Below are 25675 nucleotides of genomic sequence, written 5' to 3' on the forward strand. Positions count from 1 at the left end.
TATTTTCTCTACTCTAAGCCAAATCCCTTGTTCTGTCCATCCATCCGCAGATAACTTTCATCCGGATGAACCTCTGCATCTGGTGTCCTTGACGTGGCTGGTGCCAGCCGGGACTGCTCCTCTTTTCATTTAAGTGGTCCCTTCTCCTTCGTTGATTCGCCACCATCTGCCCTTTTACTCCCCGGTGTGGGGAAGGTGTAGACACGTGATGCCCGCTCACCCGCTCCTCTTTTTTATACCAAGCAGTCCGATTTGAATGAAACAGACGGAGATTTTGATACATCACCATGATGAACAATGGGACAGCATCTCCACGAAGAAAGAAAACCTGGCAGCTGAACAACGACGTGTACAAAAAGAATCCGCCTGACGAATGTCAGACGGAAACGCAACCCTGCGGGGGAGATGACGGTATCAGCGCATCAACCGGCAGCTGGTTCAGGATTATTTGACAGATGCTTCTGACCCCTGAGATGGGATCAGCTCTTGAGCCTGAAAGAAAAGATGAATTTCTCTTTCCGCACTTTCCGGAGAGTCGGAGCCGTGGATAATGTTCTCGGATTTTTTAATCGCAAAGTCTCCACGAATCGTTCCCGGTGCTGCCTCTTTTGGATCGGTACTGCCAATCATTTTTCTCGCCTCTGTAATAACATCTTCGCCTTCAAGAACCATAGCGAATACTGGGCCTGACGTAATAAATGCCGTCAGATCACCGAAGAAAGGACGCTCTTTATGTTCTGCATAGTGCGTTTCAGCAAGCTCCCTGCTCATCTGCATCAGCTTGGCACCACGAACGAGATACCCTTTCTGCTCAAAGCGCTGCATGATAGTGCTCGCCAGCCCGCGTCTGACTCCATCTGGTTTTACCATAACAAACGATTGTTCCATCAAGTCCACTCCTCATATGCATACATTTTTAATCCTATCTCACTATAGCAAAAGGGAGAACCGATGACAACGCTTTCAACACACTTTTTACAAATATAAGGTTCTGACATGCTTCAAAGTCTCAGGGAAGCAGAAGAAGAAAGCAGCCGGACAGCTAAAATTTTCTACTGCCGATATAAGCTGCTATCTCTTTGAGGGGTGCAGTATCTCCCGGAAGAGGATGAAGAGCGTCCTGCGCTTTTTGCACGTACAGATCAGCAAGCTCTTTTGACGCTTCCACAGCACCAGTGCTTCGAATCCGGCTGATAACCTCTTCAATGTCCAGGTCTTCATTATCGGGATTCATCATATATCCTGTCACCATTTTACGAAGCTCCTCGTCCCGCTGCATCGCGTACAGCGCCGGATACGTGACATTCCCCTGCACGAGGTCGCTTCCAGCAGGCTTACCGAGTTCCTTTTCCGTCCCGACAAAGTCCAGAATGTCATCTGTAATTTGAAAAGCCATCCCGACATAATAGCCATACTGACGAAGGGCCCGGATATACTGCGGTTCTGCTCCGCTTACGACAGCTCCAAGTTCACAGCTGGCTGAAATCAGCAGTGCAGTCTTTCGTTTGATTCTGCGGAGATAATCACGAAGCTGCTGGTGAATGACAAATTGATCCCGGAGCTGTTCAATTTCCCCGAGACACATTTCCCGCATGGTTCTGGAGAGGATCAGATGAACTTCCGACTGTCCGCCCGCTGCTGCCATTTCTGTAGCTTTTGCAAACATATAATCGCCCGCGTACATGGCTGTACGATTATCCCATTTCGCTTTAATCGTCATTTTGCCTCTTCTTTTGTCTGCATCATCAATGACATCATCATGGACAAGGGATGCCATGTGAATCAGTTCAAGCGGTACGGCGACATTTTTTAATCTGTCCAGGTCGTATTCCCCGTAGCCGGCACTGAGAAGCACAAACACAGGCCTTATTCTTTTTCCACCGGCTTTGCGGATATGAGAAGATGCCTGCTGCAGTACTGGGTGCTCTGAAGACGTGTTTTTCTCTATTTCTTTTTCCAAAAAAGCAATATCCCGGCGGTACTGCCGGTATATATCCGTGAGTTTCATGTTATATCCACCTTATCAGCCGCATCTCTCTTTTCAGGCTTCCAGAAGGTTAAATCCGGAGCAGTATGAAGAAACCCTTCTTCTTCCAGCATCTGATAAAAGAGTTCCAATCCTTTTCTTTGTTCTGCAGTGAATCTGTACTGCAGCGTCCGGAAATAACAGCGCCAGAAGTCGAATCCTCCTCCAAACGCTGCATGAGCCCAGCTTGTCAGCTGCTGAAAATCCTCTGCTTCATTTGATTTCCTGCTTTCCTTAAAAGCTTCATGTATCCGCTCCGTAGATGACGGGTGCCTGGCTGCCGCAGCAGAACGTACAGCAAAAAGCGCATACGTCATCGGAAAACCGGTGAAAGTTTTCCATTCCCAGCCCAAATCATACTGATACATCTTCTCCTCTGTCTGAAAGGATGCCTGAATAGCGTCATCTCCTATCAGGAGACAGGCATCACACTCGGAGAGCATCTGTTCCAGATCCGGCTCCATCACCCGATAGTACGGCTGCACACCGTATGACCGCTGCAGGATCAGCTTGAGAAGATGAACCGATGTTGCAGAACTGGCTGTCAGGGCAACATTTCTGCCCTCCAGCTCCTCAGCGGCAAACCGGCTGAACAGGTAGATCGAGCCGACAGCACCATCAGAAGCAACCGAAAGCTCCGGAAGCAGCATATACTCTTCTGCATGACGGGCATACTCAAAAGAGCTGATGCCCCCGACATCCACTGTGCCCTGAGCCATTCGCTCATTCAGCTGGGAAGGAACCGCAGTGGAAAAAGAAAATCCTTCATCCTCCAGCGCTTGCTTCGGCAGCTTGGAGAACATCGGCTGTATATTTGTATATTTTATTTCACCCACATGAAGAGCCATGCGAGCAGCCTCCTTTATTTACATCCATAAATCTCCGATCGCAAAGGTCAGCATCGTGATGCTGATGATCCCGTTCATCGTAAAAAAAGCAACGTTCACTTTAGAGAGATCGTGAGGTTTAACGAGCGTATGTTCATACACCATGATCGCACCGACAATCAAAACGCCAGCTCCAAACAACCAGCTGAGAGGAGTAATAAAGACAAGCGCCGTCATCGAAGCGAAACTGACAAGATGGAACATTCTTGCAAACGTGAGCGCAGGGGCAATGCCAAACCGGCTCGGTATTGAATGCAGATTCACTTCCCGGTCATACTCGGCATCCTGTGTTGCATAGATAACATCAAAACCTGCGGTCCATAGTGCCACAGCAGTGAAAAGGACGAACGCCTCCCAATTTAATGAGCCTGCCGCGCCGACCCATCCTCCGAGCGGGGCCAGGCCGATGGTACACCCGAGAAAAACGTGACAGGCCCATGTGAAGCGTTTCGTATAGGAATAGAAGACAAGGAAAAACACGGCGGCAGGAAGAAGGTACACAGCCAGCATGTTCAGCTGAAAGGCTGCAAAAATTAAGACGGCAAACGATACGATGATAAACAGCATCGTTTCAGCGATGGACAGCAGTCCTGCCGGTATAGCTCTGCCAGCCGTGCGCGGATTCTCCTTGTCGATCCGGGCATCAATCACTCGGTTTAACGACATCGCGGCGCTTCTCGCACCAACCATCGCCACCGTAATCCAAAGCAGATCCATCCATGCAGGCCACGTGCCGAGAATAGACCAGCTCCCGAGAAGCGCCCCTAAAAAGGCAAAAGGCAGCGCGAAAACCGTATGTTCAAATTTTATCATTTCAAGAATAATTTTTGTTTTACGAAGCATCTCTTACTCTCCCCCAGGTTTGACAGCAAAGTGGGCCGCTGCCGCACCAAGCGCATATGCTTTTACACGGACTTTCGTAAACCCTGCCTGAAAGAAGCAGCGGACCAGCCCCCTTCTTCCGGGGAATGCTTTGGTTGACTCCTGAAGCCAGGAATACTGTTCATAGCTGTCCGCAAACAACCGGCCCATCATCGGCATAACCGTAGAAAAATAGAACCAGTACATCTGTTTAATGACAGGCAGCGTCGGCTTCGACGTATCCAGACATACAACAAGGCCGCCAGGTTTGGCGACCCGATTCATTTCTTTAAGCACCTGGACATAGTCGGGGACGTTCCGCAGTCCGAATCCAATAGTGACAAAGTCAAACGAATTGTCCTCGAAAGGAAGTTCCATCGCATTTCCCTGTATCAACGATGCTTGAGGGTACCCCTGTATTTTCTTTTCTCCTTCGTTCAGCATGGACCGACTGAAATCGAGACCGACAACCCGCCCCGTTTCACCGGCTTCATCCGCCAGCTGCCTCGTCCAGTCTGCGGTGCCGCAGCAGACGTCCAGGGCTGACGCTCCGGGAAATACGCTCATTCTTTCCATCGTATCGATCCGCCAGCGTTCATGCCGCTTGAAACTGATCACTGCATTCATACGGTCGTAATGGCCGGAAATCGATTCGAATACTTCGTGTACACGCTTTTCTTTATTGGTCTGCAACGAACTCACCCACTCCTGTGCTCCACAAGCGTTCTCAGGCGTTCAGCTTCATACATTAGAAATCCCGGAACCGATTCACCGGCTTCGGCTGCTTCGCTCTTAAATCGAAAATAGGCAGCGCTGAGCATGTTTTCCCGTTGAGCTGCGACGAGCGGCTGTACATCTTCAAACAGGACGTCGGTAACCTCTCCTGCCGCTGCCTGCAGTAAAAAGAGCTGCCTGATGGCAGGAGCCAGGCTGCTTTGACCACACGATGCAGCCGTATGAACAGCCAGAGAACTTCTTGCTGTAATATAGTGCGGGAACGCTTCCCGCATACTTGTGCTGTATTTCATTCTCATCTTCGCTTCGTTTATTTCCTGTACGGATGCCGAAAAAACGCTGATGAAGTCCGGATCGCCGGATTCCGCTAAAATCGTATAATAAAGACTGCTTAAATAGTCTCCGGCAAGCACGGTCAACTGACGTTGTTTCCGGTCAGCCTCGTTCGTTACTTCGATGTTCCCGATCTCGTCATGAATATCCATCGCTGTCTGCACAAGAAGAGCAGCAAGGGCTGTCGATACTCGTTGATCTTCGTTAAGTTGCTTTCCTTCCAGAACGTTTAATAGGACACCCGCCTGCAATGGGTTCAGCACAGGTTCTGGAATGAACCGCTGCACATACGGGTGGGTCACCCGATGACGAAATTCGGATGTCAGCCGGTGTAGAGTATGCACGTTATCATAAATTGCGGTCATGTCAGCTTCCTCCAGACTGCCGGTATTCCCGGGGCCGGGCAGTTTCTTTATCGCTTGTTCAGTATAGCATAACCACGTTCCCTCTAGGAAGGAATCGAAGCAGATTGTCGTGACTCCTCTGTCCTCCGCTGATTATGCACCGTCATCCGTACTCATCTCTCCATGGGACGTCTGGATGACCGCTTTCCCCCTGATTTTCACGGCTGAGGTATGTTCAGTAAATTGAGCAATCATCATCTCGTCGCGGTCCAGTTTCTCCGAATGGTGGAACCGTGTATCCGTCCCCCGTGTCAGTCCGATCACGTTGACACCGTCTTCCATGGCTTTGATCACTATATAGTCATTATTCTGGCTCACAGACAGCCACTCCTTTCCTGCAGCAGTCAACGGGCTGTATGTCCGATAAGAGAAAGTACTTCTGCTCTTGCCGCCTCATTATCTTTAAATGATCCGCGGACAGCCGACGTTACGGTCATGGAACCAGGCTTCTTCACTCCGCGCATCGTCATGCACATGTGTTCAGCTTCCACAATCACCATAACTCCCCTTGGATCCAGTGTATCAACCATAGAATCAGCAATCGTTGAGGTTATGCGCTCCTGCAGCTGCGGGCGCTTCGTAACAGCTTCCACCGCACGCGCCAGCTTGCTCAGTCCGGTGACTTTACCGCCCTGTGGAAGGTAGCCGATGTGGGCCCGGCCGAAAAACGGCACCAGGTGGTGTTCACACATCGAATAAAACGGGATGTCTTTGACGAGGACCAGCTCTTCATGGTCTTCCCCAAACACTGTGCTGAAATGCTCTTTCGGGTCCTGATGCAGTCCCTGGAAAACTTCTTCATACATCTTTGCTACCCGTTTCGGCGTATCCTGAAGACCTTCACGGGATGGGTCTTCCCCGACTGCTTCCAGAATCATCGTAACCGCCTGCTGAATTTTATCATAGTCAAACTGGCTCATAGTTTTCAGCCTCCATCGTGGATGTAATTTAGTTTTGTGTCTTTTTGAGCATAGCACAACCAAAAGTGCGCGTACAACAAATCAGCACGGCCGGGATCAAGCTGAAGACCCCTTTCATAAAAGCAGGAAAAGCACGACCATAACCTACTAAAGGCAGCTGCGCTTCGTTGAACGACACATCCTTCCAGCAAAGCGATTCCCGTGAAAACGCGAGCACTTGTTCCAGTGCAGAATAAGCAGTAACAAAAAGAGCAGAAGCCCCCTGCCGGAAAATGAACTGCGTTTCTGTTGATGACAAAACAAAAATAGACTGCTTTCTTCTCATGCAGCGGACACAGCCCCCGCCTCCCCCTTTATAAAAACGTATCCATTTCCCTCACATAAAAGAAAACCCGACAGAGTTTCTGCCGGGTTCTTTATTACATAAGGAAACTTATGTAATTACTTTACAGCGTCTTTCAGAGCTTTACCTGGTTTAAATGCAGGGACATTGCTCGCAGGGATTTCAATCTCTTCCCCTGTCTGAGGATTACGGCCTTTACGTGCAGCCCGCTCACGGACCTCAAAGTTACCGAAACCAATCAGCTGAACCTTCTCTTCTTTCTGGAGAGATTCTGTGATAATGTCAAATACCGCATCTACAGCGCCAGTCGCATCTTTCTTGGAAAGATCCGTTTTTTCAGCAACTGCATTGATCAGTTCTGTTTTATTCATGCAATTCACCTCCCTGTAAAGTAATCGTTCATGAAAACTCACTTCCAGGCTACCCGCTTACACACGGTATAACAAGGCTTATGTTAAACGAAAAAGCCCATGAAATCAACATTTTTTCAGGATTTCTTCGATTTTTAATTAAATTCCTGTTAAATATGGGTAATTCAGGATAGATCGGCTTAACCCGCATCATAGAGCTGTTCTAAAGTAAACCCCTCCGGTGAAATCCAAGTCACCGTGTTTTGAAAGAAGGATGTACCATATTTTAGGATTCACTTATGTTATTATACACAGCGCAGCCGGTATCAGCCCGCTGCCTTAACCAGAGAAGGTTACGCCGGAAAAAATGCAGCCGGCATAGCCTCTATGGTTCACGCAGGCCGAACGGATGACACATTGTGTGCACCTGCTCCTGTCATTCAGCAGCTTGGGAAATCTCTTCACCTGATTCCTCATCGAAAAAGACAATGTCGCCGCCGCTTTGTTTTTGAGGCATCGAATACGCCGGAACGAAAGGCGCGTGCTCAACGAGAAGCCAGCGGAGATCTTCGTCATCGATACTGTCAGCTCCGTATTCTTCCACATAATATTCAATATCCAGAGAATAGTCAATGATCACATCCCCCTGCGTCGTATACAGGAGCGGAAGCCGATGGTCAGGGTGAAACGGACTTGCTACTGTTGGTGGCTCCTCATACCCGAGTGCATCGAAATCAAGGAGCAGCAGTTCGTTCCCTACGATTTCATCAACTGGGGCATAGTCGTGCTGAGCCCGATAATCGTGGATATTTCGTTCCAATTCCTGGATGGTGCTGGTCGTTCCAAGATCAATGAGGCCTGCCTGCGGCTCTTCTTCCACATGCGTCAGCACATACAGGTAGTCTCCACCATTCTCAAACGCATTTCCCGGTGGTTCACTCATATAGGATGGAACAATTTGTGAAAATTCGATAGGATACCGCTGGAAAATCGGGGTATCCGCATCTCTTGTGGCGATTGGAAGCACTCCACGGTTTTCATGGAACTGGTCAACAGCTGATTGTACTCGGTCGAGCTGTTCCTGATTCGGTCCATGATTACGGCTTCGTTCTTCCTGAGGATACATGCATCCTGTAAGAAGAAGGACAGCAGCAAGCAGTGAAGCGGACGGCAGGACTTTCATAACTCATCCCTCTGCTTTCTGAAATTTTATTCCGGCACCGGACCACTGAAGGTCACCAATATGACAATCAATCCGGAGACGACAATGCAGACGAAACTTAAAGACAGCAGTGTATATCGAAAAAAACCTGTCAATTTTTCTTTCGTGAATATAGTAATAACTACGGAGAGAAACATTAGTCCCATCGCAATAAAGGAAATCCACATTTTGAGTAATGGATCTTCAAACATGTTGTTCATCCCCCCTTCTCGAGCTGTTTGCGCCGCAATTATAGCATATCAGCGCAGCGGAACGCATGTTCAAACACACTTTGGTATGAAGGAAGCGAGCCTCTTCTGACGAATTGTCACGATTTGTTCATAAAGAAGCATCCTGCCGACGAGGAAAACAGCGCCCACGCGTGTTTTCAGTCCATGCGGGAACAAGCACGTCTCCACGGAAACCATCGCGCCGGAAGAGACTCCCGGCGCGATGGTTCCTGCTTATCTTCTTTTGATCCAGCGCCGAATCCGGAGCGGCGTTATCGCATTTATGGTTCAAAATGGTCGAGCGGATCATCTTCCATAACGGCAGGACGACCGAGCATAAGCCCTTCTGCCTCCCGTTTTTTCACTCTTCCCATCAGCGCCTCCACGGCTTCTTTTACATCTTTTCGATGAAACAGAACCTGATGGAGCTCTTCGGTGATCGGCATCTCGACCTGCAGTTTTTCTGCAAGCTGCGCCGCTGCTTTTGTCGTTCTCATCCCTTCAACAACCATTCCCATTTCCGACTCGACCGCGTCCACGGAGTATCCTTTGCCAATCATGTTCCCAGCTCTCCAATTCCGGCTGTGGACGGAGGTGCATGTAACAATTAAATCTCCCAGTCCGGACAAGCCGGAAAAGGTCAGCGGATCTGCTCCCATGCGTGTTCCGATCCGCGATATCTCCGCGAGCCCTCTCGTCATTAATGCCGCACGCGCGTTATCGCCGAAACCGAGCCCGTGGGTCATGCCGGAGCCGATCGCGATGATGTTTTTCAACGCACCACCGATTTCAACGCCGATCAGATCCGGGTTCGTATAGACACGGAAGGCCTGATTCATGAACAGATCCTGGACCGCCTCGGCTGCTTCCATGTGAAGCGAGGACGCTGTAACCGTCGTCGGCTGCTGCTGCCAGACTTCCTCTGCATGACTCGGTCCGCTGAGGCAGGCGATCATGTGGTCCGGAGCATACTCATGGATAATCTGGGAAATCCGCAGGTGGGACCCTGGTTCGATTCCTTTACTGGCGTGAATGAGCAGGGCATCCGGTTCTAGATAAGGGCGCATGCGCTCCATCACATCCCGTATCGCTTTCGTCGGGACGACAAGAACGATATGCGATGCTCCGGATACCGCCTCTTCTATAGAGGCAGTTGGATGAATGTGGCTCCCAAGAGGTGCTCCCTTCAAATATTTCGGGTTTTCTCTTGTTCGTTTCATCGTTTCAGCATGATCTTCTGATCTCGTCCATAACCTTACTTCACGATTGTTGTCATGCAGGACACTAGCCAGAGCTGTTCCCCAGCTGCCTGAACCGATTACCGCAGTGCTGCTCATGATTATTCCTCCTCCGGTCTGCTTTACTGTCCGAGTTTACTCTCCGTTCGGCTCCGTAACCTTTCGATATTGCTTCGATGCTTCCAGATGGATAAAACCGCAAGCAGGACGACAACGGAAGTGTATTCCCATGGGTATAGATGCCAGAAAGACGACGTCAAGGTGATGACGGCCGTTCCTGATACAAAGATCAAGGATCCCAGCGACACATAGCGGGTAATAATGATAGAAATTATAGCTGTAATGCCTGCCGCAAGAGCCGGCAGGAATACTAGTGTCGCTAATACACCAATGGTCGTCGCAACGCCTTTACCGCCGCGGAAACCGAAATAAACAGGCCAGTTGTGCCCAATCACAGCGGCCGCACCTGCAGCTGCTCCGGCCAGTGGGTCGCCTCCTGTCATGGACCAGCCGATCCAGACAGCGCCGATACCTTTCGCACAGTCCAGAAGCAGCACGATGACAGCCGGGCCTTTCCCGAGTACTCTCAGTGTATTCGTGGCACCGGCATTGCCACTGCCATGCTCGCGAATATCAAGCTTTTTTAACAACTGCCCCATCAAATAGCTGAAGCTGACCGCTCCAAGCAGATAAGATATCACGATAGCTGCAATAATCATGCTGATTCCACCTCCTTTCTCTAGTAAAAGGGCTGGTTAATCACTTTTCTTTCTCTCGAGAATTCGAATCGGCGTACCGACAAAGCCAAAGGCACGGCGCAGGTTATTTTCAATATAGCGTCTGTAGGAGAAGTGCATCAGTTCCGGATCATTGACGAATAGTACGAACGTCGGAGGTGCCACGGAAACCTGTGTTGCGTAATTAATCCTAAGCCTTCTTCCGCTGTGTCCCACTGGGGTCGGATTCGATGTGACCGCATCGACGATGACATCGTTGAGTACGTTTGTCTTGATCCGCATGTTCTGAGATTCACTCACTTCTTTCACGACCGGAAGAAGGTTGTGAAGTTTCTGCTTTGTCTTCGCGGACAGGAACACAATGGGCGCATAATCCATATATTGAAATTCGCCGCGGATTTTCTCTTCAAATTCATTCATGGTCTTGTCGTCCTTCTCGACGGCATCCCATTTGTTCACGACGATGACAACCGCTCGCCCTGCTTCGTGAGCGTACCCAGCAATCTTTTTGTCCTGTTCGATAATACCTTCTTCACCATCCAGCACCATCAGAACAACATCCGAACGGTCGATCGCTTTCAGCGCCCGCAGTACGCTGTATTTTTCCGTGGACTCGTATACTTTCCCTTTTTTCCGCATGCCGGCTGTGTCAATGACGACATAATCCTGATCCTCTTTCGTAAATGGCGTGTCTACCGCGTCCCTTGTTGTCCCGGGAATGCTGCTGACGATGACCCGCTCTTCTCCGAGGATGGCATTCACAAGCGAGGATTTACCCACATTCGGTCGTCCGATCAGACTCATGCGGATCGTATCCTCTTCGTATGGATCATCAGCGTCCAGCGGAAACATACTGCATGCGGCATCGAGAAGATCACCAAATCCGAGACCGTGGGACCCCGAAACCGGATACACGTCGCCGATACCGAGACTGTAAAACTCGTAAATTTTTTCATGCATCGAATGGTCATCCATTTTGTTCACGGCCACGATAACATCTTTATTCGAACGCTGAAGCAGCCTTGCTACTTCTTCATCGGCACTTGTCATGCCCTGCCTGCCATCGACGACGAAACAGATCACATCGGCTTCATCCACGGCAAGTTCCGCCTGCATCCTCATCTGTGTAAGAAGCGGTTCATCGGTCATTTCGATGCCACCGGTGTCAATGATAAAAAACTGATGATGGAGCCATTCCGCCGAGCTGTAAATACGATCCCTCGTAACCCCGGGTTTATCTTCTACGATGGAAAGACGCTCTCCAATTAAACGGTTAAAAATGGTCGATTTTCCTACGTTCGGTCTTCCGACCACAGCTAATACTGGTTTTGACAATATTGTTCCCCACTTTCTATCTTTACAAATCTATCTTTTCTGGCAGCGGCTGTCTAGACGTCCCCTTCTGAGTATTATTTCCCCCTGTGTCAGGAGGTACAGACGGGTATAAGGCTGTTGACGGAGCTTGCCTACGTTATTATAACATGAAGCAGTGAGAACTGGGACCGTGTCCAGAGATCAGCCTTTTTTTCTTCTTTTTCTGGCTGCTCCTCTTCGGAACACTACTGAGACGGCCGCTGTTCTGCCCACTCTTTTAATGAACCATGCAGCACATACGGAACATGCCGGACGGCTTCGACCGTTTCGGTACCGAGGGCGGTCATGATAAATCGAATTTCTTCGATCATATGATTCATTCCGTCGATGACAGCTTCGGTGCCTCCTTCATTCGCCATCCGCAGGGCAGGGCCGGCCATGCCGACTGCATCTGCCCCGAGTGCAAATGATTTCACGGCATCCCCGGCATCACGAATGCCGCCTGCTGCCGTCACATGACCGCCGAATCCACGTACCTCCAACAGGCTTTCCGCCGTAGTCATCCCCCAGCTGTTGAATCCCTCGAGCGGCAGGGACCGCCGGGCGTTTTCGATAGAGGCGAAATTCGTCCCGCCTCTTCCGCCGACATCAATGCGGGAAACACCGATACTGCTCAGCTTGTTTATCGTGTCACGGCTCATCCCGAACCCGACTTCCTTCACAATCAACGGTACTGGCAGATCACGCACCAGCTTTTCCAGTCCTGCGAGAATCCCGCTGAAGGCTCTGTCCCCTTCCGGCATGACGAGCTCCTGTACCGTGTTTAAATGAATCTGCATCGCATCAGCTTCAATCATGTCTACACAGCGTAACGCCTGTTCATATGTACAATCCATGCCGGCATTGGCGAAAATAAGACCGCTCGGGTTTTTCCTTCTAACAATGGTATAGCTGTGCTCCTGCGAAACGTCTTTCACTGCGGCTGTCTGTGAGCCTACAGCCATCGGTATCTTCAAGTATGCGGATGCCTCCGCAAGGGATTCATTCAATCGTTCCGTTTCCGTGCCTCCTCCGCCGGTCATCGCATTGATCATGACTGGATAATCCCAATCTTTCCCCTGAAACTTCTGCTTCAGATTCACGTCGGCTGCATCGGTTTCAGGAAGACTTTGATGCACAAAGCGGATGTCGTCATATCCACCGCCCGGCGGTTCCTGATTAAGTGCATGTTTGATGTGGTCTATTTTGCGCTGGCTTCTGGACATTGCTGCCACTCCCTTTACGATTTTACCTGCTGACTTTCAATACCTTTATCCTAAACCGTCAGCAGAACCGGTCGGATTTTCTGCATACCGTCTAAAACATGATAAAGCAAGCAACGGGCAGATCAACTGCAGGCCGTTGCTTGCTATCATCTAACATCGCTGATCACAGCGCTTATTTATACTTTTTCAGCTGATCACCAATCATATCACCGACGGAAAATCCGCCTTCATCTTCATTCTGGTAATCATCCTGCGAACCGCCGGACTGCTGTTCTTCATTGTCGTCCTGCAGGACACGGATGCTCAGGCTGATTCGTTTTTCGCCGACGTTAACGTCGAGTACTTTCGCTTCGACGGTGTCGCCTTCAGAAAGCACTTCGCCTGGTGTTGCGATATGGCGGTTGGCAATCTGCGAAATGTGAACAAGTCCTTCTACTCCAGGTGCCACTTCCACAAATGCACCAAAGGAAACAAGGCGCTTAACTGTACCTTCGATGACATCATCCTGTTTGATCTTAGCAGCAATCTGCTCCCAAGGCCCTGGAAGTGTATCTTTGATAGATAAAGAAATCCGTTCATTGTCCGGGTCTACGGAAAGGACTTTCACATTCACCTGATCTCCTTCAGCAACGACATCGGACGGCTTCTCCACATGCTGATGTGCCATCTGGGAAATATGAACAAGTCCGTCTACACCACCGATATCAACGAAGGCACCGAAGTCCGTCAATCTTTGTACGGTACCGGCAATGACGTCTCCTTCCTGAATCTTCTCCAGGGTATCTTTCTTTTTCAGCGACGCTTCTTCGTCCAGCACGGCCCGCTGAGAAAGAATCAGCTTGTTGCGTTCTCTGTCCATTTCCACTGCTTTCAGACGCAGCGTTCTACCCTTATAAGATGAAAAATCTTCTACATAATGACGTTCTACCAGTGATGCCGGAATGAAGCCGCGGACACCAACATCTACGACGAGGCCGCCTTTTACAACATCAGCGACTTCCGCTTCGAAAATCTCTCCACTTTCCAGCTTCTTTTCCATTTCTTCCCATGCTTTTTCAGCAGCTACTGCTTTTTTGGAGAGAACAAGCTCATCTTCTGAAAGCTTCGTTACCTTGAACTCGTGTTCTTCTCCTTCTGCGAGGACATCGCTGACTTTCTCAACATGAAGACTGGATAATTCGCTGATTGGCAGCACGCCATCCATTTTGTAGCCGACATTTACAAAAGCCTGTTTATCCTCTACTTTTGCAATTGTACCTGTCACAAGATCTCCGACAGACAGTGAACGAAAGTCTGTCATTTCATTGTTCATTTCTTCTACCATGGACAATTACCTCCCTATATCCCGTCAAAACCGGGCCTATACTTCTTCACTAGTGTTACTTCTACAGTCTGTCCGCAGATTCCTGCTTATTTTTTATATTTATCTAAAAGATTCTGGATTCCGTTCATGATTTCTTTCGTGGCCTCTTCAGCATCGGCCTTCTCGCGCCGTAGTTTTTCCATGTCGAGAGGCTCACCGTAGACAAGCAGCAGTTTTGAGAATGGCTTATAACTTCCGACCACCGCGCACGGTATCACAACAGCCTGCGAGCGAAGGGCAAAAAACCCTACTCCGGTCATACCTTCTCCCAATTCTCCTGTGCGGCTGCGTGTACCTTCAGGAAAAATGCCGATCACTTCCTCCTGTTTCAATAGTGACAGCCCATTGCGAAGTGCCTGACGGTCGCTTGTTCCTCTTTTGATGGGAAAAGCGCCCAGCTTCGGCAGCAGCTGCTTCAACAATGGAGCATGAAACAGTTCCGACTTGGCCATATATCTGGTCTGCCGTTTAATAAAGGCTCCCAGAAGCGGCGGATCCAGGTTATTAATGTGGTTACTGCAGAGCATGACCCCTTCCCCTTCCGGGATATTCTCTCTGCCCAGAATCCGGACCCGGAAGAAAAGCCGGAAAAACGTTCTGCAGACAAACTGACCTGTAGAATATAGTTTACTCATAATCATTTACCCGCTTTGTGATTATTTTATACATTTTTTCAACAACTTCTTCAAGTGACATGCTTGTTGTATCAATTTCAACGGCGTCGGAAGCTTTTCGCAGTGGTGCAGTTTCACGCTCGGAGTCCAGTTTATCCCGAGAGGCAATTTCCTCTTTCAGCGTCTCCAGATCTGATTCAATCCCTTTATCCAGCTGCTCCAGATGGCGTCTCCTGGCACGCTCTTCCACTTCAGCGGTGAGAAAAAATTTAAACGACGCATCCGGCAGGACGGCGGTACCGATATCCCGGCCGTCCATCACGCAGCCGCCGCCGGAAGCCATCCGCTTCTGCTTCTCGACCATTCCGCTGCGTATTTTCTGGTGGGCTGCCGTATAGGAAACTTGATTGGTGACTTCACTGCTTCTCACTTCCTCTGTAATCCGCCTGTCATCCGCAAAGATGTCTATTTCCCCCCCGGCGGGCTTCATCACAAGTTTCATCTCCTGAAGAAGCCGCTCCAGTTCCTGTTCATTATGCACATCGACCTTCTCCTGGACCGCTTTCCACGTCAAGGCGCGGTACATCGCCCCCGTGTCGATATAATCAAACCCAAGTCGTTCAGCCAATAGTTTCGCTGCCGTGCTCTTTCCGGCGCCGGCGGGACCATCCACCGCGATATTGGCCCTGCTGTCTGTTCTGCTGCTCACAACGTTCCCTCCAATAATCAGTACTTGTATTTACAACCCTCGCTCTTTATATTCCTGCTGCTTTTCAAAGATGTAGCGGACAATCTTCTGACGCATGGACTCATCAATACCGATAAATTTGAACGATCCGGTTGACCACCCGGTACCCGGAACCACTCTGACCGTCTCTGCTTTCAGTCGCAGGTATTCAATATCTCCGTTGCGGAATGGAACGGCAGACCAGATGTCAACGAGCTCTCCCTTTTTAATAGTCAACGTCTCCGGCAGTCTTGCTGCCATCCCACCGCCGCTGATATCTATCGTCGTTGTCGTGAAAGGTTCAAATAGATCATCAGGACTATAAAAAGCAGCATCCAGCGACGTATCGAGCCGGACAAATTCCCTGCGTTGAATCCGGGTGTAATTGTCTTTCCCAGGATCTTTGAGCACCAGCATCGGCACCCGGTCTCTCGCTCTTCCAGTCACTTCCGTTCTGAAACTGTAGACAGCTTCATCCTTTCCAATAAACGAGACGTTGAACTGCGTCCCATCGAGAAAAAAACGCTGTTTATCGGTTTTTTCAGAGATTGGATAGTCTATGTAAATACGGTCCTTATCGTAATCAAGAATTTTGCTCCTGAGTTTTTCTACGCCTGATTCTTCATCTTCTGCTTCCAGATGAATCATATTCCCGACTTTAATCAAGCTGCTTCCTCCTCCCCCATCCGTTCCTATTCTATTATGTTGGTCCCGCATACATAAATCAAGCCTTTTCAACGCCACACATACCGGACGAAAGCCTTCCATGGGCGGTATCAGCAGAAGGAATTCATGCTGGTACACCGGCCGCCGCTGCATGTCATCTACGCAGACCGGCGGCTTCTGCTGCTGCAGCGTGTCCCTCCTGGACAAAAAGGCACCAGAAGATAAATCGCTTCTGGTGCCTTTTTTCAACCGGTTAGCGGCTGTTCTATCGATCAAAAGCGCTCTTACCCTCTAATTCATGGGGGCGCAATCCTTCTTTCATCTATACGTACTGCTGCTAAAGCATGCTGAAGGCTGGTCCTGTTATTGGAGTGCTACTCGGGTGAAACATCCATGTCAAAGGCCGTTTCATTGCCGCAGACACAACGCTTAAATCCTGTATCAAAGCCTCCTGCTTCGTTCGGTCGTCCACGCAGGATATACTTCTCTCCACAGTTTTCACAACGGATGATCACTTTATAGCGCTGTTTTGTTTCAGGCAACGACGTCACTTCCTTTCCTTCACTTTATTATACCACTATACAATGAAAGTGCGGCAGCATTCAAGTTTCGCGCTGTGACGCCATGCGCTGTGCCGTGTTTGCACGCTTTACTTTCCAGACTGCAGCCCCCCATAGAACAAGCATGAACGCGGGAAGCAGCCATTGTGAAGCTGCTGGTGCACGAAGGACGGCGTTGTAACCAGCGTGAAGGAGCAGGGGAAAGATCAGAGCAGCCGTTAAAAACATCCCTTTTTTGTCCGGAGCGAATTTGGCACGGCCAAAATAATATCCCATTACCACGCCGAAGAGCGCGTGGCCACTGACCGGAAACAGAGCCCGGTAGAAAGCTGTATCCAGGCCATACGCCGTTAAATAAAGAACATTTTCTACAGAAGCAAAGCCGAGACCAGCCGCTGCTGCATAGACAATACCATCATAACGCTGATTCATCGCCGCATGCGGGTAGACAAACACGAGCAGCAGGAACCACTTGAAAAACTCTTCGATACCAGCACCTGCAGCAGCATGCACGACCGACGTCTGCTCCGCAGCCTCTGAGAGAGCATACTGAAGGAAGAGTGCAGGAACAACGAGCATTCCTCCGAGAAAAAAACACTTCAGTACGAAGGACGGTGGTTCCTGCTCGAACTCATCTTTCATATAAAAGAAAAATAGAAGCGCCGCAGCAGGGGCAGCCGCTGCTGTAAGGATCAGAATAAACACCTTATTAAAATGCTTCCGATGCGCTGCTGCCCGCCTGCAGACAAGCAGTAAGTTTCATTCTTGCTTTTTTACTGTCTTCATCGTGACCGAGGATTACTCCTGATTTTTCCATATCCCAGGCACTCCCCGGGTATTCATACGTCGTATAGACGTTTCCTTCTTCCGCTGACGTAGTCAGCACAACAGCTGTGCCCAGTTGAACCAGGGTCTCGATCGGAGCAATCCACGATGGCGGTACCTGCCCTCTCCCCATCCCTTCGATCACAACTCCATCCGGAGGGTCTTCGATTAAGGCATAAAGATAACCGGGGGATGCAGCCATTGCGGCTTTGACAAGCTCGACGTTTACCGGCACATCTGCCGCTGCAAAACATTCACGGATTACCGGTTTCTGATACAGGTGCACAGCATCGTTATCGATGATACCGAGGTAGCCGAAACCGAAAGCGTTAAACCCTTGAATATTGGACGCGTGTTCTTTTTTTACATATTTAGCAGAAAAAATTCTTTCGTTAAAGACGACCACGGTCCCGATGCCTGTCATCACCGGGGCTGCAGCGGTGTAGCAGGCATGCCGGAGGTTGATGTAGGCATCACTTCCGAGAGCGTCCGGCCCGCGCTGGGATCCGGTAAACACAATCGGCTTCTCCCCGCCGTAGATCAGACTCATGAAATACGCCGATTCTTCCAATGTGTCCGTTCCGTGGGTGATGACGATGCCGTCCACCTCATTTTCCGCTTCCTTTACACACGCATATAGATGGTGGATATCCTCGGTTGTGATATGTACACTCGGCTTCTGGAAAACCGAGCGTATCGAGATATGAATATCTTGAGGAAGTCCGAGTCGGGAGGCTAGCTCCTCCCCTGTATAGAGACCTGCCTCCAAACGTCCTTCTTCATTTTTCCTGCTGGCAATTGTGCCGCCTGTAGTCAAAATCTTTACTTTCTTCATCCGTTTCCTCCTGTCAGCGGTCAGCTGTCACGAGTGAAGTAATGTGATCCGCGATTTTCTCCCCGTGCCACCTGCCGTTTTCAATGAAAATTTCATTCGCATTGTTGCCGGCTGCAATGACACCTGCAATATAAACACCCGCTACATTCGTCTCCATTGTCTCCGGGTCTGCTTCCGGCCTGCCCGTCGCTTCGTCTACGTGCACACCGATGCTCCTTATAAAAGAATGGTCCGGATGATACCCGGTCATCGCGAACACAAAGTCCGCCTCTTCTTCGAGGAGCCCATCCGGCGTCCGCGCCAGAAGTGTGGACTCCTTGATTTCCTCCACAGAGCTGTCGAAATGCATGCGGATGGCATGCTTGCGTACGAGCGAATCAAATTCGGGCAGAATCCATGGTTTGATGCTTGAGGAATAACTGCTGCCCCGATAATACACCGTTACATCCGCCCCGGCTTTTTCGAGTTCGAGCGCAGCGTCGACGGCGGAATTTTTACCCCCGATCACAGCTGTTTTCTGACCGAAAAACGGATGCGCTTCATGAAAATAATGATACACATGGGGCTGATGTTCCCCTTTAATATTCATGTAGTTCGGGGAGTCATAATAGCCCGTGGCGATGACGACTGCCTCAGCTTCATACTTGCGGACCCCTCCTTTCTTTTTCGTTGTCACGGTAAAGGATGTATCCCGTTCGACGCCTGTGACGGTTTCATATGCATGGACCCGCACCTGCTTTTCTTCTACTACTTTGCGGTAGTAAACCAGGGCCTCATTCCGTTTCGGCTTTCGTTCCGTACTGTAGAATGGAATGCCGCCGATGGAGAGCTTCTCGCTCGTAGAAAAAAACTGCTGGTGGGTCGGGTACCGGTAGATGGCTTCGACAATGTTTCCTTTTTCGATAACGAGGGGATCATACCCTCGCTGCTGGAGTTCAATCGCTGCAGACAGGCCGCATGGTCCAGCTCCAATAATAATGATTTTTTCCTTCTGCACGAAAAATCCTCCTTTGTTCTGCTTGTTATAGTTTAATACAAGACACGCCAAAGCTCAAAACCCTTGTTCAAAATGTGATTACTAGATGCATGCAGTGGAGTGCTGGGGCGGCGCGGCTTTCCTGTCTGCCCAGCAGAGCTGCATGTTCCTCACTCTCAGTTGCAGAGACCTGCATTTTCATGCTCTGCTCAACATCGAGACATGTTAAACGTTTCGGACTCTCCTCCACAGGACAAGTCTTGTTGAACGTCAGAAGAATATTTCGCGGAGCGTTCTTTTGTTCGATAGCAGGGTTCCTAAGAACGAAAGCGCAGCGCGTCTATTTGTACGAGCGGCGTTTGCCGCACGTTTTTGAAGGGAAGAAAGCGGTCTTCCTGCTTCCCGCGCAGCGCGCGACGCCGTTTCCCTCGATGAGAATGCATACATTCTTATCAGCTACAACACTTCCTGCCGGCAGAGAGTTATACGCTGAAGCGGCCCGGAATAATCATAAAAAGACGACATCTCTCTGCCAACCATCGAGACGTCGTCTTTTGACGGAATCCCACAGCCCGATTATCGAATCAGGCTGTGAGCTTTCGTTTATGTTGAAACAGATCCTGCTGCATCTGACTGAGCCAATACTCAAATCCAGCCTCGGAACCGACTGGCTTCGGCCATTTTTCTGACTCCCACCATGTAGGCTGCCAGACGCATGTCTACATTCCGCATCTGTGCTACTCGATATACATTATCGAATGCCTGTACCATCAGTTTTTCAAGCTTCTCTTCTACCTCTTCTTCTTCCCAGTAGTACCCTTGATTGTTTTGAACCCATTCAAAGTAGGAAACCGTCACTCCACCGGAACTCGCAAGGACGTCCGGTACGACGAGGATCCCTCTATCATAAAGAATTTCCGTTGCCCTCATGGTTGTCGGGCCGTTCGCAGCCTCCACAACAATGTTTGCCTTAATACGGTCTGCATTTTCTTCTGTAATTTGATTTTCAATTGCAGCGGGAACCAGGATATCACACTCCAGCTCCAGAAGCTCATGATTCGATATCGTATTTTTAAACAGGTTGGACACCGTGCCAAAGCTGTCTCTTCGGTCGAGAAGGTAGTCAACATCCAGTCCTTCCGGATCATACAGAGCTCCCTGCACATCAGAAATTCCAACAACTTTTGCACCGGCATCATGCATGAACTTAGCCAGGAAGCTGCCGGCATTTCCAAAACCTTGGATGGCGATCCTCGCCCCTTCGAGATGAATGCCTTTCCGTTTCGCCGCTTCTTTGATAGAAATCGTTACACCTTTGGCTGTTGCAGACTCGCGTCCATGCGAGCCGCCGAGCACAATCGGTTTACCAGTTATAAAGCCTGGAGAATCAAACTCTTTCATTCTGCTGTACTCATCCATCATCCATGCCATAATCTGAGAATTGGTAAGTACGTCTGGAGCAGGAATATCTTTTGTCGGTCCTACAATCTGACTGATTGCCCGCACATAGCCGCGGCTGAGCCGCTCCACTTCCGGGAACGACATGTTGCGTGGGTCACAAACAATGCCGCCCTTCCCTCCGCCGTATGGAAGATTCACGATACCTGCTTTCAGGCTCATCCAGATCGAGAGCGCTTTCACCTCTGTCTCCGTCACATCCGGATGGAATCTTACTCCACCTTTGGTCGGACCGATGGCATCATTATGCTGCGCTCTGTACCCGGTGAAAATCTGCGTCGATCCGTCGTCCATCTTCACTGGAATCCGCACGGTCATCATCCGCATCGGTTCCTTCATTAGTTCATATACCTCATCGGAGTATCCGAGCTTGCCGAGCGCTTTATGAATGACTGTCTGAGTCGAATCAAGCACATCCGGCTCTTTTCCTCTCTCCTGATGCTGCTCATTGTTCTTTTCTTTTTCGTCCATCCTCTTCACCTCAAGTGTCGAATCGGTTCTTTTCTCAAACCTTCCTCACCTTTTACTATAAAGAAGTGTGTGCTGTTTTTCCATACCCTTTTAACAATTAGACAAACGAGCTTACCAATTTTGTGCATGCCACCTCTTCCGCAGGTTCTGCACCAAAGGCATAAAGAGCTTCTGGCAGTGGCAGCATGCTCGCCCGAAACACGATGACCGGTTCTTTTCCTGCAGGATGATGGTGTCAATACACCCCGGTTCGCAGCGTTGTTCAGTGATGCCGTTCCAGCCTTCGTCGGCAGTCCATGAGTATGTGTAAAGTTACGCCTAGAACAAAAGCGCGAAGCGCCTTTTGGTCGGAACGGCGTGGGGAAGCGCAGCAAGCTTTTTGAGGAAGAAAACGTTCTTTGTTTCTTCCCAGCAGCGCATTGAACCGCCGTCAGACTGTATGAAAACTTATACAGTCCTATCATATAAGAAAAAGCTCCTTATCAGGAGCCGTTTTTCAGCCAGCGGAGCCATTCGTCTTCGTTCGAACCGACAAGCATGCCGGAAACCCGTTCTATCTCCTCTTCTGAGAAATGCTGCACAGCATAACCACCGAGCCCTACCCGAAGATCAGGATATTGTCTGGAGAGAGATTCGGCCAGCCGCAGCGCGTTTCTTTTGTGAGCGGGAATCGTCGTAGAGATAACGGTGAACGCTGCACCAAGCTCCTCTACTACATAGGCGACGTCTTCGCCGGGAATACCACTGCCGAGATAGACTGTTTCGTATCCTCTCTGTTTAAGAAAGTACGTGAAGATCAGCAGGCCAATTTCATGCTGATCCTCAGGAGCGCAGACACAGATTACTTTAGGCAGAAAACTGTTTACCGGAAGAGACTGGAAGACCATGCCGATTCTCGTCCGGAGAATCGACGTGGCAAAATGTTCATGTGCTGTCCGGATCTCTCCACGCTCCCATCGGAGACCAATCTCCATCATGATACCGCCCATAATGTGAATCAGCACTTTTTCCGTCGAAAAAAGACCGAATGCCCGGTCAATCAGATCATGGGCTTTTTTCTCCTGAAACCGCAGCAGTTCATGCATGATCTGTTCCTGGAGCTGGTCCATCTGATTAATATAGCGCGGATCGTCATCGATGTACGCTGCTTCTTCCTGGTTGTTCAGCAGGTCTACCGCCTGACCAATGGTAAACCCATTATCTACTTTATTGACAATCCATTTCAAAATCCGGACGTGATCCTCTGTGTACAGACGATGCCCCGCCTCGTTACGGACAGGTTCAATAATAGAATACCGCCGCTCCCAGGCCCGGAGCGTTCCCGCGTGAACACCGAGAAGATTGGATACCGCTTTGATATTATATTTCCCTTGGGGCTCGCTCATTATGATGTCACCTGCTTCGCTGCTAATAATAATACTATTGATTCAACCATATAGGACATTCGTATATGATGCAAGTTATTCCTCCGCTGGACATAAATGAATCAGGTGCACAGCAGGTCTTGTGCCTAATCTCAACGGCACTCTGGTCGTTCCATAGCCGCTGCTCAACAGGATCAGCCTCCCGTCAAAAGCATACCAGCCCGGTAGCGGTTCAACGCCAAATGGGCCGATCCGGATCTGCCCGCCGTGGGTATGACCCGATAGAACTAACCGAGCACTCCTGAACGACTCCCAGTCAATGTACGGATTATGTGAAAGGAGGAGCACCGGGTCCTCGGTATGGCGCATTGCTTGATGCAGATTATCTCTATAAGAGGTCGCATCATCCACCCCTGCCAGGAACCAGCTGCCGTTATCCATAGAAACAGCAGTATTATTCAGCTCGGTCAGACCGTATTGCTTCAGGAGCGGTGCCAGTTTTTCAGCAAGCTCATGATCATTGTTGCCCCAGACAAAAAAGCACGGGCCTGCTTTTGTAAGCATCTGCAGATTCCAATGAACGACAGACATCGGTGTCCCAGGTTCAGCAAGGTCTCCACCGATAAGAACATAGTCTGCTTTTTCTCTGGGGAGATCCTGTCTCCTCAGTTTTCTGCTGTGAAGATCTGCAACGAACAGCAGCGTTTTCTTCTCATCACTCTGAAAAAATGGCACTGTGCGTACCTCTTTTTTTGTTAAGACAGCGCTGCTCTTCATCCATCCAGCCGCTGCCGCCAGCAGAGCGAGCCCTGTAAGCAGTCTTTTTTTCATATCGTGCCCCCACACCTGGAATACAAGTTCATGATCCATGCCGATTTCTTGCAGAGAACAGCTTAACACCGGGAGGCCTGAAAAGAAAGCATACAGACCAGGTGCTTCCTCCAACTGCAGCATGCGCTGAACACGCTCAGCAGAGCAGGAGGAAGGGCGCTGTCTGCTGTCTGCCGGCAGTCGTACCGTTACGGACAGTGACCGTCTGTTCTCGAGTTTTACTTATGTTCGAAAACAGGAGCAGGACACCCGCTTTTCAACGGCTGGATGAGCACTCCTGAACCATCGATCAAACGCCGATCAAAAGAGCCCCTGCGCTTCTCCTTCTTCGTTAACATCCATATCCATCGCGCCGGGACGTGCCGGCAGTCCCGGCATGGTCATAACTTTTCCGGTCAAAGCTACAATAAAGCCGGCACCTGCTGAGACCTTCAATTCTCGTACATGAATGGTGAAACCTTCAGGACGCCCGGTGCGGGAAGGATCATCGCTCAGCGAATACTGTGTTTTCGCCATACAGACAGGAAGTTGATCCCATCCGTGTTTCTCTATTTCTTTCAAGTGTTTTTCCGCCTCCGCGCTGAATTGGACATCCGCAGCCCCATATACCTGCCTGGCAATGGTTTGAATTTTGTCGGGGATGGACGTATCCAGCGTATAGAGAGGTTTGAAAGAAGCGGTTTCTTCCTCGATCATTTGTACCGCTCGTTCCGCCAGGGCTTCTCCACCACTGCCTCCATACTGCCACACATCGGCTGTTTCTATATCAATGCCGCGTTGACGGCACAGCTCATGCAGCAGAGCAATCTCCTCTTTTGTATCATGGATAAAACTATTTACAGCGACAAGCACCGGCAGTCCGAAAGCTTTGATCGACTCCACATGTTTTTCCAGGTTTTTCATGCCCTCTTCCAGAGCCTCGAGATTTTCTTCTTTCAGCTTATCTTTCGAGACTCCGCCGTGCATCTTCAATGCTCGAACGGTTGCCACCAGCACTACGAGATCAGGATGCAGATCTGCGGCTCTCGCTTTAATGTTCAAAAACTTTTCTGCCCCAAGGTCGGCCCCGAAACCGGCTTCTGTTACGACATAGTCGCCGAGCTTCAATGCTGTTTTCGTAGCAGCAGCACTGTTGCATCCATGCGCTATATTGGCAAACGGCCCTCCGTGAATCAACGCAGGGGTGTTCTCCAGCGTCTGTACCAGGTTGGGCTTCACCGCTTCTTTCAGCAGAAGTGTCAACGCACCTTCAGCACCAAGGTCTCCGCATGTCACTGGATCTCCTGTATATGTATATCCGATGAGCATCTGCTTCAGGCGTTCTTTTAAATCCTGTATCCCATCTGCCAAGCAGAGGATAGCCATGATTTCAGAGGCAACCGTAATATCAAATCCCGTTTCATGCGGTACTCCCTGAAGGGGGCCCCCGAGTCCCGCCACTACATGGCGGAGTGAGCGGTCGTTCATATCCATGACACGCTTCCAGGTGAGCCTTCTCGGATCCAGCTGCAGCTCATTCCCACGGTGGATGTGGTTATCGATCAGAGCTGTCAGGGCATTATGTGCTGTCGTAATTGCATGGATGTCACCGGTGAAGTGCAGGTTGATATCTTCCATCGGCACAACCTGACTGTAACCCCCTCCACAGGCACCGCCTTTCATCCCAAGTGTCGGCCCGAGCGACGGTTCCCTTAATGCAACCACCGCGTTTCGGCCTGTATGGTTCAGCGCCTGTCCGAGCCCAACCGTCATCGTGGACTTTCCTTCCCCTGCCGGCGTTGGATTGACCGCCGTCACAAGGATCAGCCTGCCATCCGGGCTGCTGCTGTTCTTCTTCAGTACGTCAGGCGAAAGCTTCGCTTTATAGTGGCCGTAAGGTTCCAGGTCTCCGGGTGAAACACCGAGATTCTCCGCGATGTCGTGAATCGGCTTCATGGAAGCCTGCTGCGCGATGTGCATGTCTGATGGAATACTCATATGTACCGCCGCCCCGAAGGACAGCTGCACCCCCTTCAATAGATTATGATATTGAATCCTCATTTGGTAACGCTCTCTTTTTCTCTGTCCGCACGGATGATCCCTCTACTGAAGGATGCCGCCCCAGAGCGGAAAAGTCGCCATGCCAAGAACGAGCGACAGGA

Annotated in this window: 28 protein-coding genes; all 28 read right to left on the reverse strand. The window is 50.0% G+C overall.

All coding sequences use genetic code 11. From position 1 onward, the window contains the following. Positions 1 to 444: 444 nt before the first annotated feature. The 28 genes from ndk to G477_RS0102280 all read right to left on the reverse strand — a co-directional run bounded on the left by ndk (position 445) and on the right by G477_RS0102280 (position 25511). Positions 445 to 888, reverse strand: a complete 444-nt coding sequence (gene ndk, locus G477_RS0102145) for a nucleoside-diphosphate kinase (protein ID WP_026696537.1) — start codon at positions 886 to 888, stop codon at positions 445 to 447. A gap of 154 nt (positions 889 to 1042) precedes the next feature. Next, on the reverse strand, positions 1043 to 2008 hold the full coding sequence (locus G477_RS0102150; RefSeq protein ID WP_026696538.1) for a polyprenyl synthetase family protein: 966 nt from the start codon (positions 2006 to 2008) through the stop codon (positions 1043 to 1045). Further along, complete coding sequence (locus G477_RS0102155) at positions 2005 to 2874, reverse strand: menaquinone biosynthesis protein (protein ID WP_026696539.1); 870 nt, start codon at positions 2872 to 2874, stop codon at positions 2005 to 2007. Before G477_RS0102155 ends, G477_RS0102150 begins: the two co-directional genes overlap by 4 nt. 18 nt (positions 2875 to 2892) lie before the next feature. Further along, positions 2893 to 3756: a UbiA-like polyprenyltransferase gene (locus tag G477_RS0102160; RefSeq protein ID WP_026696540.1), complete on the reverse strand. Its 864-nt coding sequence runs from the start codon at positions 3754 to 3756 to the stop codon at positions 2893 to 2895. Positions 3757 to 3759: 3 nt separating this feature from the next. Further along, positions 3760 to 4467: a demethylmenaquinone methyltransferase gene (locus G477_RS0102165; RefSeq protein ID WP_026696541.1), complete on the reverse strand. Its 708-nt coding sequence runs from the start codon at positions 4465 to 4467 to the stop codon at positions 3760 to 3762. A 5-nt stretch (positions 4468 to 4472) separates the two neighbouring features. Next, on the reverse strand, positions 4473 to 5207 hold the full coding sequence (locus tag G477_RS20400; RefSeq protein ID WP_051287607.1) for a heptaprenyl diphosphate synthase component 1: 735 nt from the start codon (positions 5205 to 5207) through the stop codon (positions 4473 to 4475). Positions 5208 to 5339: 132 nt separating this feature from the next. After that, positions 5340 to 5564, reverse strand: coding sequence for a trp RNA-binding attenuation protein MtrB (mtrB, locus tag G477_RS0102175; RefSeq protein ID WP_026696542.1), 225 nt, complete (start codon positions 5562 to 5564; stop codon positions 5340 to 5342). A 26-nt stretch (positions 5565 to 5590) separates the two neighbouring features. Then, positions 5591 to 6166, reverse strand: coding sequence for a GTP cyclohydrolase I FolE (gene folE, locus G477_RS0102180; RefSeq protein WP_026696543.1), 576 nt, complete (start codon positions 6164 to 6166; stop codon positions 5591 to 5593). A gap of 28 nt (positions 6167 to 6194) precedes the next feature. Beyond that, positions 6195 to 6491 (reverse strand): hypothetical protein, encoded by a 297-nt coding sequence (locus tag G477_RS0102185; protein WP_026696544.1) that lies wholly within the window; start codon positions 6489 to 6491, stop codon positions 6195 to 6197. A gap of 116 nt (positions 6492 to 6607) precedes the next feature. After that, positions 6608 to 6880 carry an HU family DNA-binding protein gene (locus tag G477_RS0102190; protein WP_035210873.1) on the reverse strand — a complete coding sequence of 91 codons (273 nt, stop codon included), beginning with the start codon at positions 6878 to 6880 and terminating at the stop codon, positions 6608 to 6610. A 415-nt stretch (positions 6881 to 7295) separates the two neighbouring features. Beyond that, the gene (locus tag G477_RS0102195; RefSeq protein WP_026696546.1) at positions 7296 to 8042 is read right to left on the reverse strand and encodes a hypothetical protein; all 747 of its coding nucleotides are present in this window, start codon (positions 8040 to 8042) and stop codon (positions 7296 to 7298) included. 26 nt (positions 8043 to 8068) lie between these two features. After that, positions 8069 to 8272, reverse strand: a complete 204-nt coding sequence (locus G477_RS0102200; protein ID WP_026696547.1) for a DUF2768 domain-containing protein — start codon at positions 8270 to 8272, stop codon at positions 8069 to 8071. A gap of 299 nt (positions 8273 to 8571) precedes the next feature. After that, complete coding sequence (locus G477_RS0102205) at positions 8572 to 9627, reverse strand: NAD(P)H-dependent glycerol-3-phosphate dehydrogenase (RefSeq protein WP_026696548.1); 1056 nt, start codon at positions 9625 to 9627, stop codon at positions 8572 to 8574. A gap of 23 nt (positions 9628 to 9650) precedes the next feature. Then, positions 9651 to 10247, reverse strand: a complete 597-nt coding sequence (gene plsY, locus G477_RS0102210) for a glycerol-3-phosphate 1-O-acyltransferase PlsY (RefSeq protein ID WP_035210874.1) — start codon at positions 10245 to 10247, stop codon at positions 9651 to 9653. A gap of 36 nt (positions 10248 to 10283) precedes the next feature. Beyond that, entirely contained in the window at positions 10284 to 11600 is a 1317-nt protein-coding gene (gene der / locus G477_RS0102215; RefSeq protein WP_026696550.1) for a ribosome biogenesis GTPase Der, read from the reverse strand. A gap of 224 nt (positions 11601 to 11824) precedes the next feature. Beyond that, the gene (gene fni / locus G477_RS0102220) at positions 11825 to 12844 is read right to left on the reverse strand and encodes a type 2 isopentenyl-diphosphate Delta-isomerase (protein ID WP_026696551.1); all 1020 of its coding nucleotides are present in this window, start codon (positions 12842 to 12844) and stop codon (positions 11825 to 11827) included. 172 nt (positions 12845 to 13016) lie between these two features. Further along, positions 13017 to 14168 (reverse strand): 30S ribosomal protein S1, encoded by a 1152-nt coding sequence (gene rpsA, locus G477_RS0102225; RefSeq protein ID WP_026696552.1) that lies wholly within the window; start codon positions 14166 to 14168, stop codon positions 13017 to 13019. Positions 14169 to 14254: 86 nt separating this feature from the next. After that, positions 14255 to 14842 (reverse strand): lysophospholipid acyltransferase family protein, encoded by a 588-nt coding sequence (locus tag G477_RS0102230; protein ID WP_026696553.1) that lies wholly within the window; start codon positions 14840 to 14842, stop codon positions 14255 to 14257. Next, entirely contained in the window at positions 14835 to 15530 is a 696-nt protein-coding gene (gene cmk / locus G477_RS0102235) for a (d)CMP kinase (RefSeq protein ID WP_026696554.1), read from the reverse strand. The genes G477_RS0102230 and cmk overlap by 8 nt, the downstream gene beginning before the upstream one ends. Before the next feature lie 30 nt (positions 15531 to 15560). Continuing rightward, positions 15561 to 16214, reverse strand: coding sequence for a flagellar brake protein (locus tag G477_RS0102240; RefSeq protein WP_035210877.1), 654 nt, complete (start codon positions 16212 to 16214; stop codon positions 15561 to 15563). Positions 16215 to 16588: 374 nt separating this feature from the next. After that, positions 16589 to 16756, reverse strand: coding sequence for a hypothetical protein (locus G477_RS21350; protein ID WP_170203811.1), 168 nt, complete (start codon positions 16754 to 16756; stop codon positions 16589 to 16591). Between the two features lie 60 nt (positions 16757 to 16816). Next, positions 16817 to 17479 (reverse strand): glutamic-type intramembrane protease PrsW, encoded by a 663-nt coding sequence (gene prsW, locus G477_RS18465; protein ID WP_245575342.1) that lies wholly within the window; start codon positions 17477 to 17479, stop codon positions 16817 to 16819. Positions 17480 to 17483: 4 nt separating this feature from the next. Next, positions 17484 to 18434 carry an asparaginase gene (locus G477_RS0102255; RefSeq protein WP_026696556.1) on the reverse strand — a complete coding sequence of 317 codons (951 nt, stop codon included), beginning with the start codon at positions 18432 to 18434 and terminating at the stop codon, positions 17484 to 17486. A gap of 13 nt (positions 18435 to 18447) precedes the next feature. Further along, positions 18448 to 19431, reverse strand: coding sequence for a YpdA family putative bacillithiol disulfide reductase (locus G477_RS0102260; RefSeq protein ID WP_026696557.1), 984 nt, complete (start codon positions 19429 to 19431; stop codon positions 18448 to 18450). A 624-nt stretch (positions 19432 to 20055) separates the two neighbouring features. After that, entirely contained in the window at positions 20056 to 21339 is a 1284-nt protein-coding gene (locus tag G477_RS0102265; protein WP_026696558.1) for a Glu/Leu/Phe/Val family dehydrogenase, read from the reverse strand. Positions 21340 to 21821: 482 nt separating this feature from the next. Further along, positions 21822 to 22724: a MerR family transcriptional regulator gene (locus G477_RS0102270; protein ID WP_026696559.1), complete on the reverse strand. Its 903-nt coding sequence runs from the start codon at positions 22722 to 22724 to the stop codon at positions 21822 to 21824. Between the two features lie 75 nt (positions 22725 to 22799). Continuing rightward, positions 22800 to 23534 carry a metallophosphoesterase gene (locus tag G477_RS18470; protein WP_170203814.1) on the reverse strand — a complete coding sequence of 245 codons (735 nt, stop codon included), beginning with the start codon at positions 23532 to 23534 and terminating at the stop codon, positions 22800 to 22802. Positions 23535 to 23834: 300 nt separating this feature from the next. Then, on the reverse strand, positions 23835 to 25511 hold the full coding sequence (locus G477_RS0102280; RefSeq protein WP_035210878.1) for a formate--tetrahydrofolate ligase: 1677 nt from the start codon (positions 25509 to 25511) through the stop codon (positions 23835 to 23837). Positions 25512 to 25675 lie beyond the last annotated feature (164 nt).

This window comes from Alkalicoccus chagannorensis DSM 18086, from assembly GCF_000429725.1.
In the GTDB taxonomy this organism is placed as follows: Bacteria; Bacillota; Bacilli; order Bacillales; family Salisediminibacteriaceae; genus Alkalicoccus; species Alkalicoccus chagannorensis.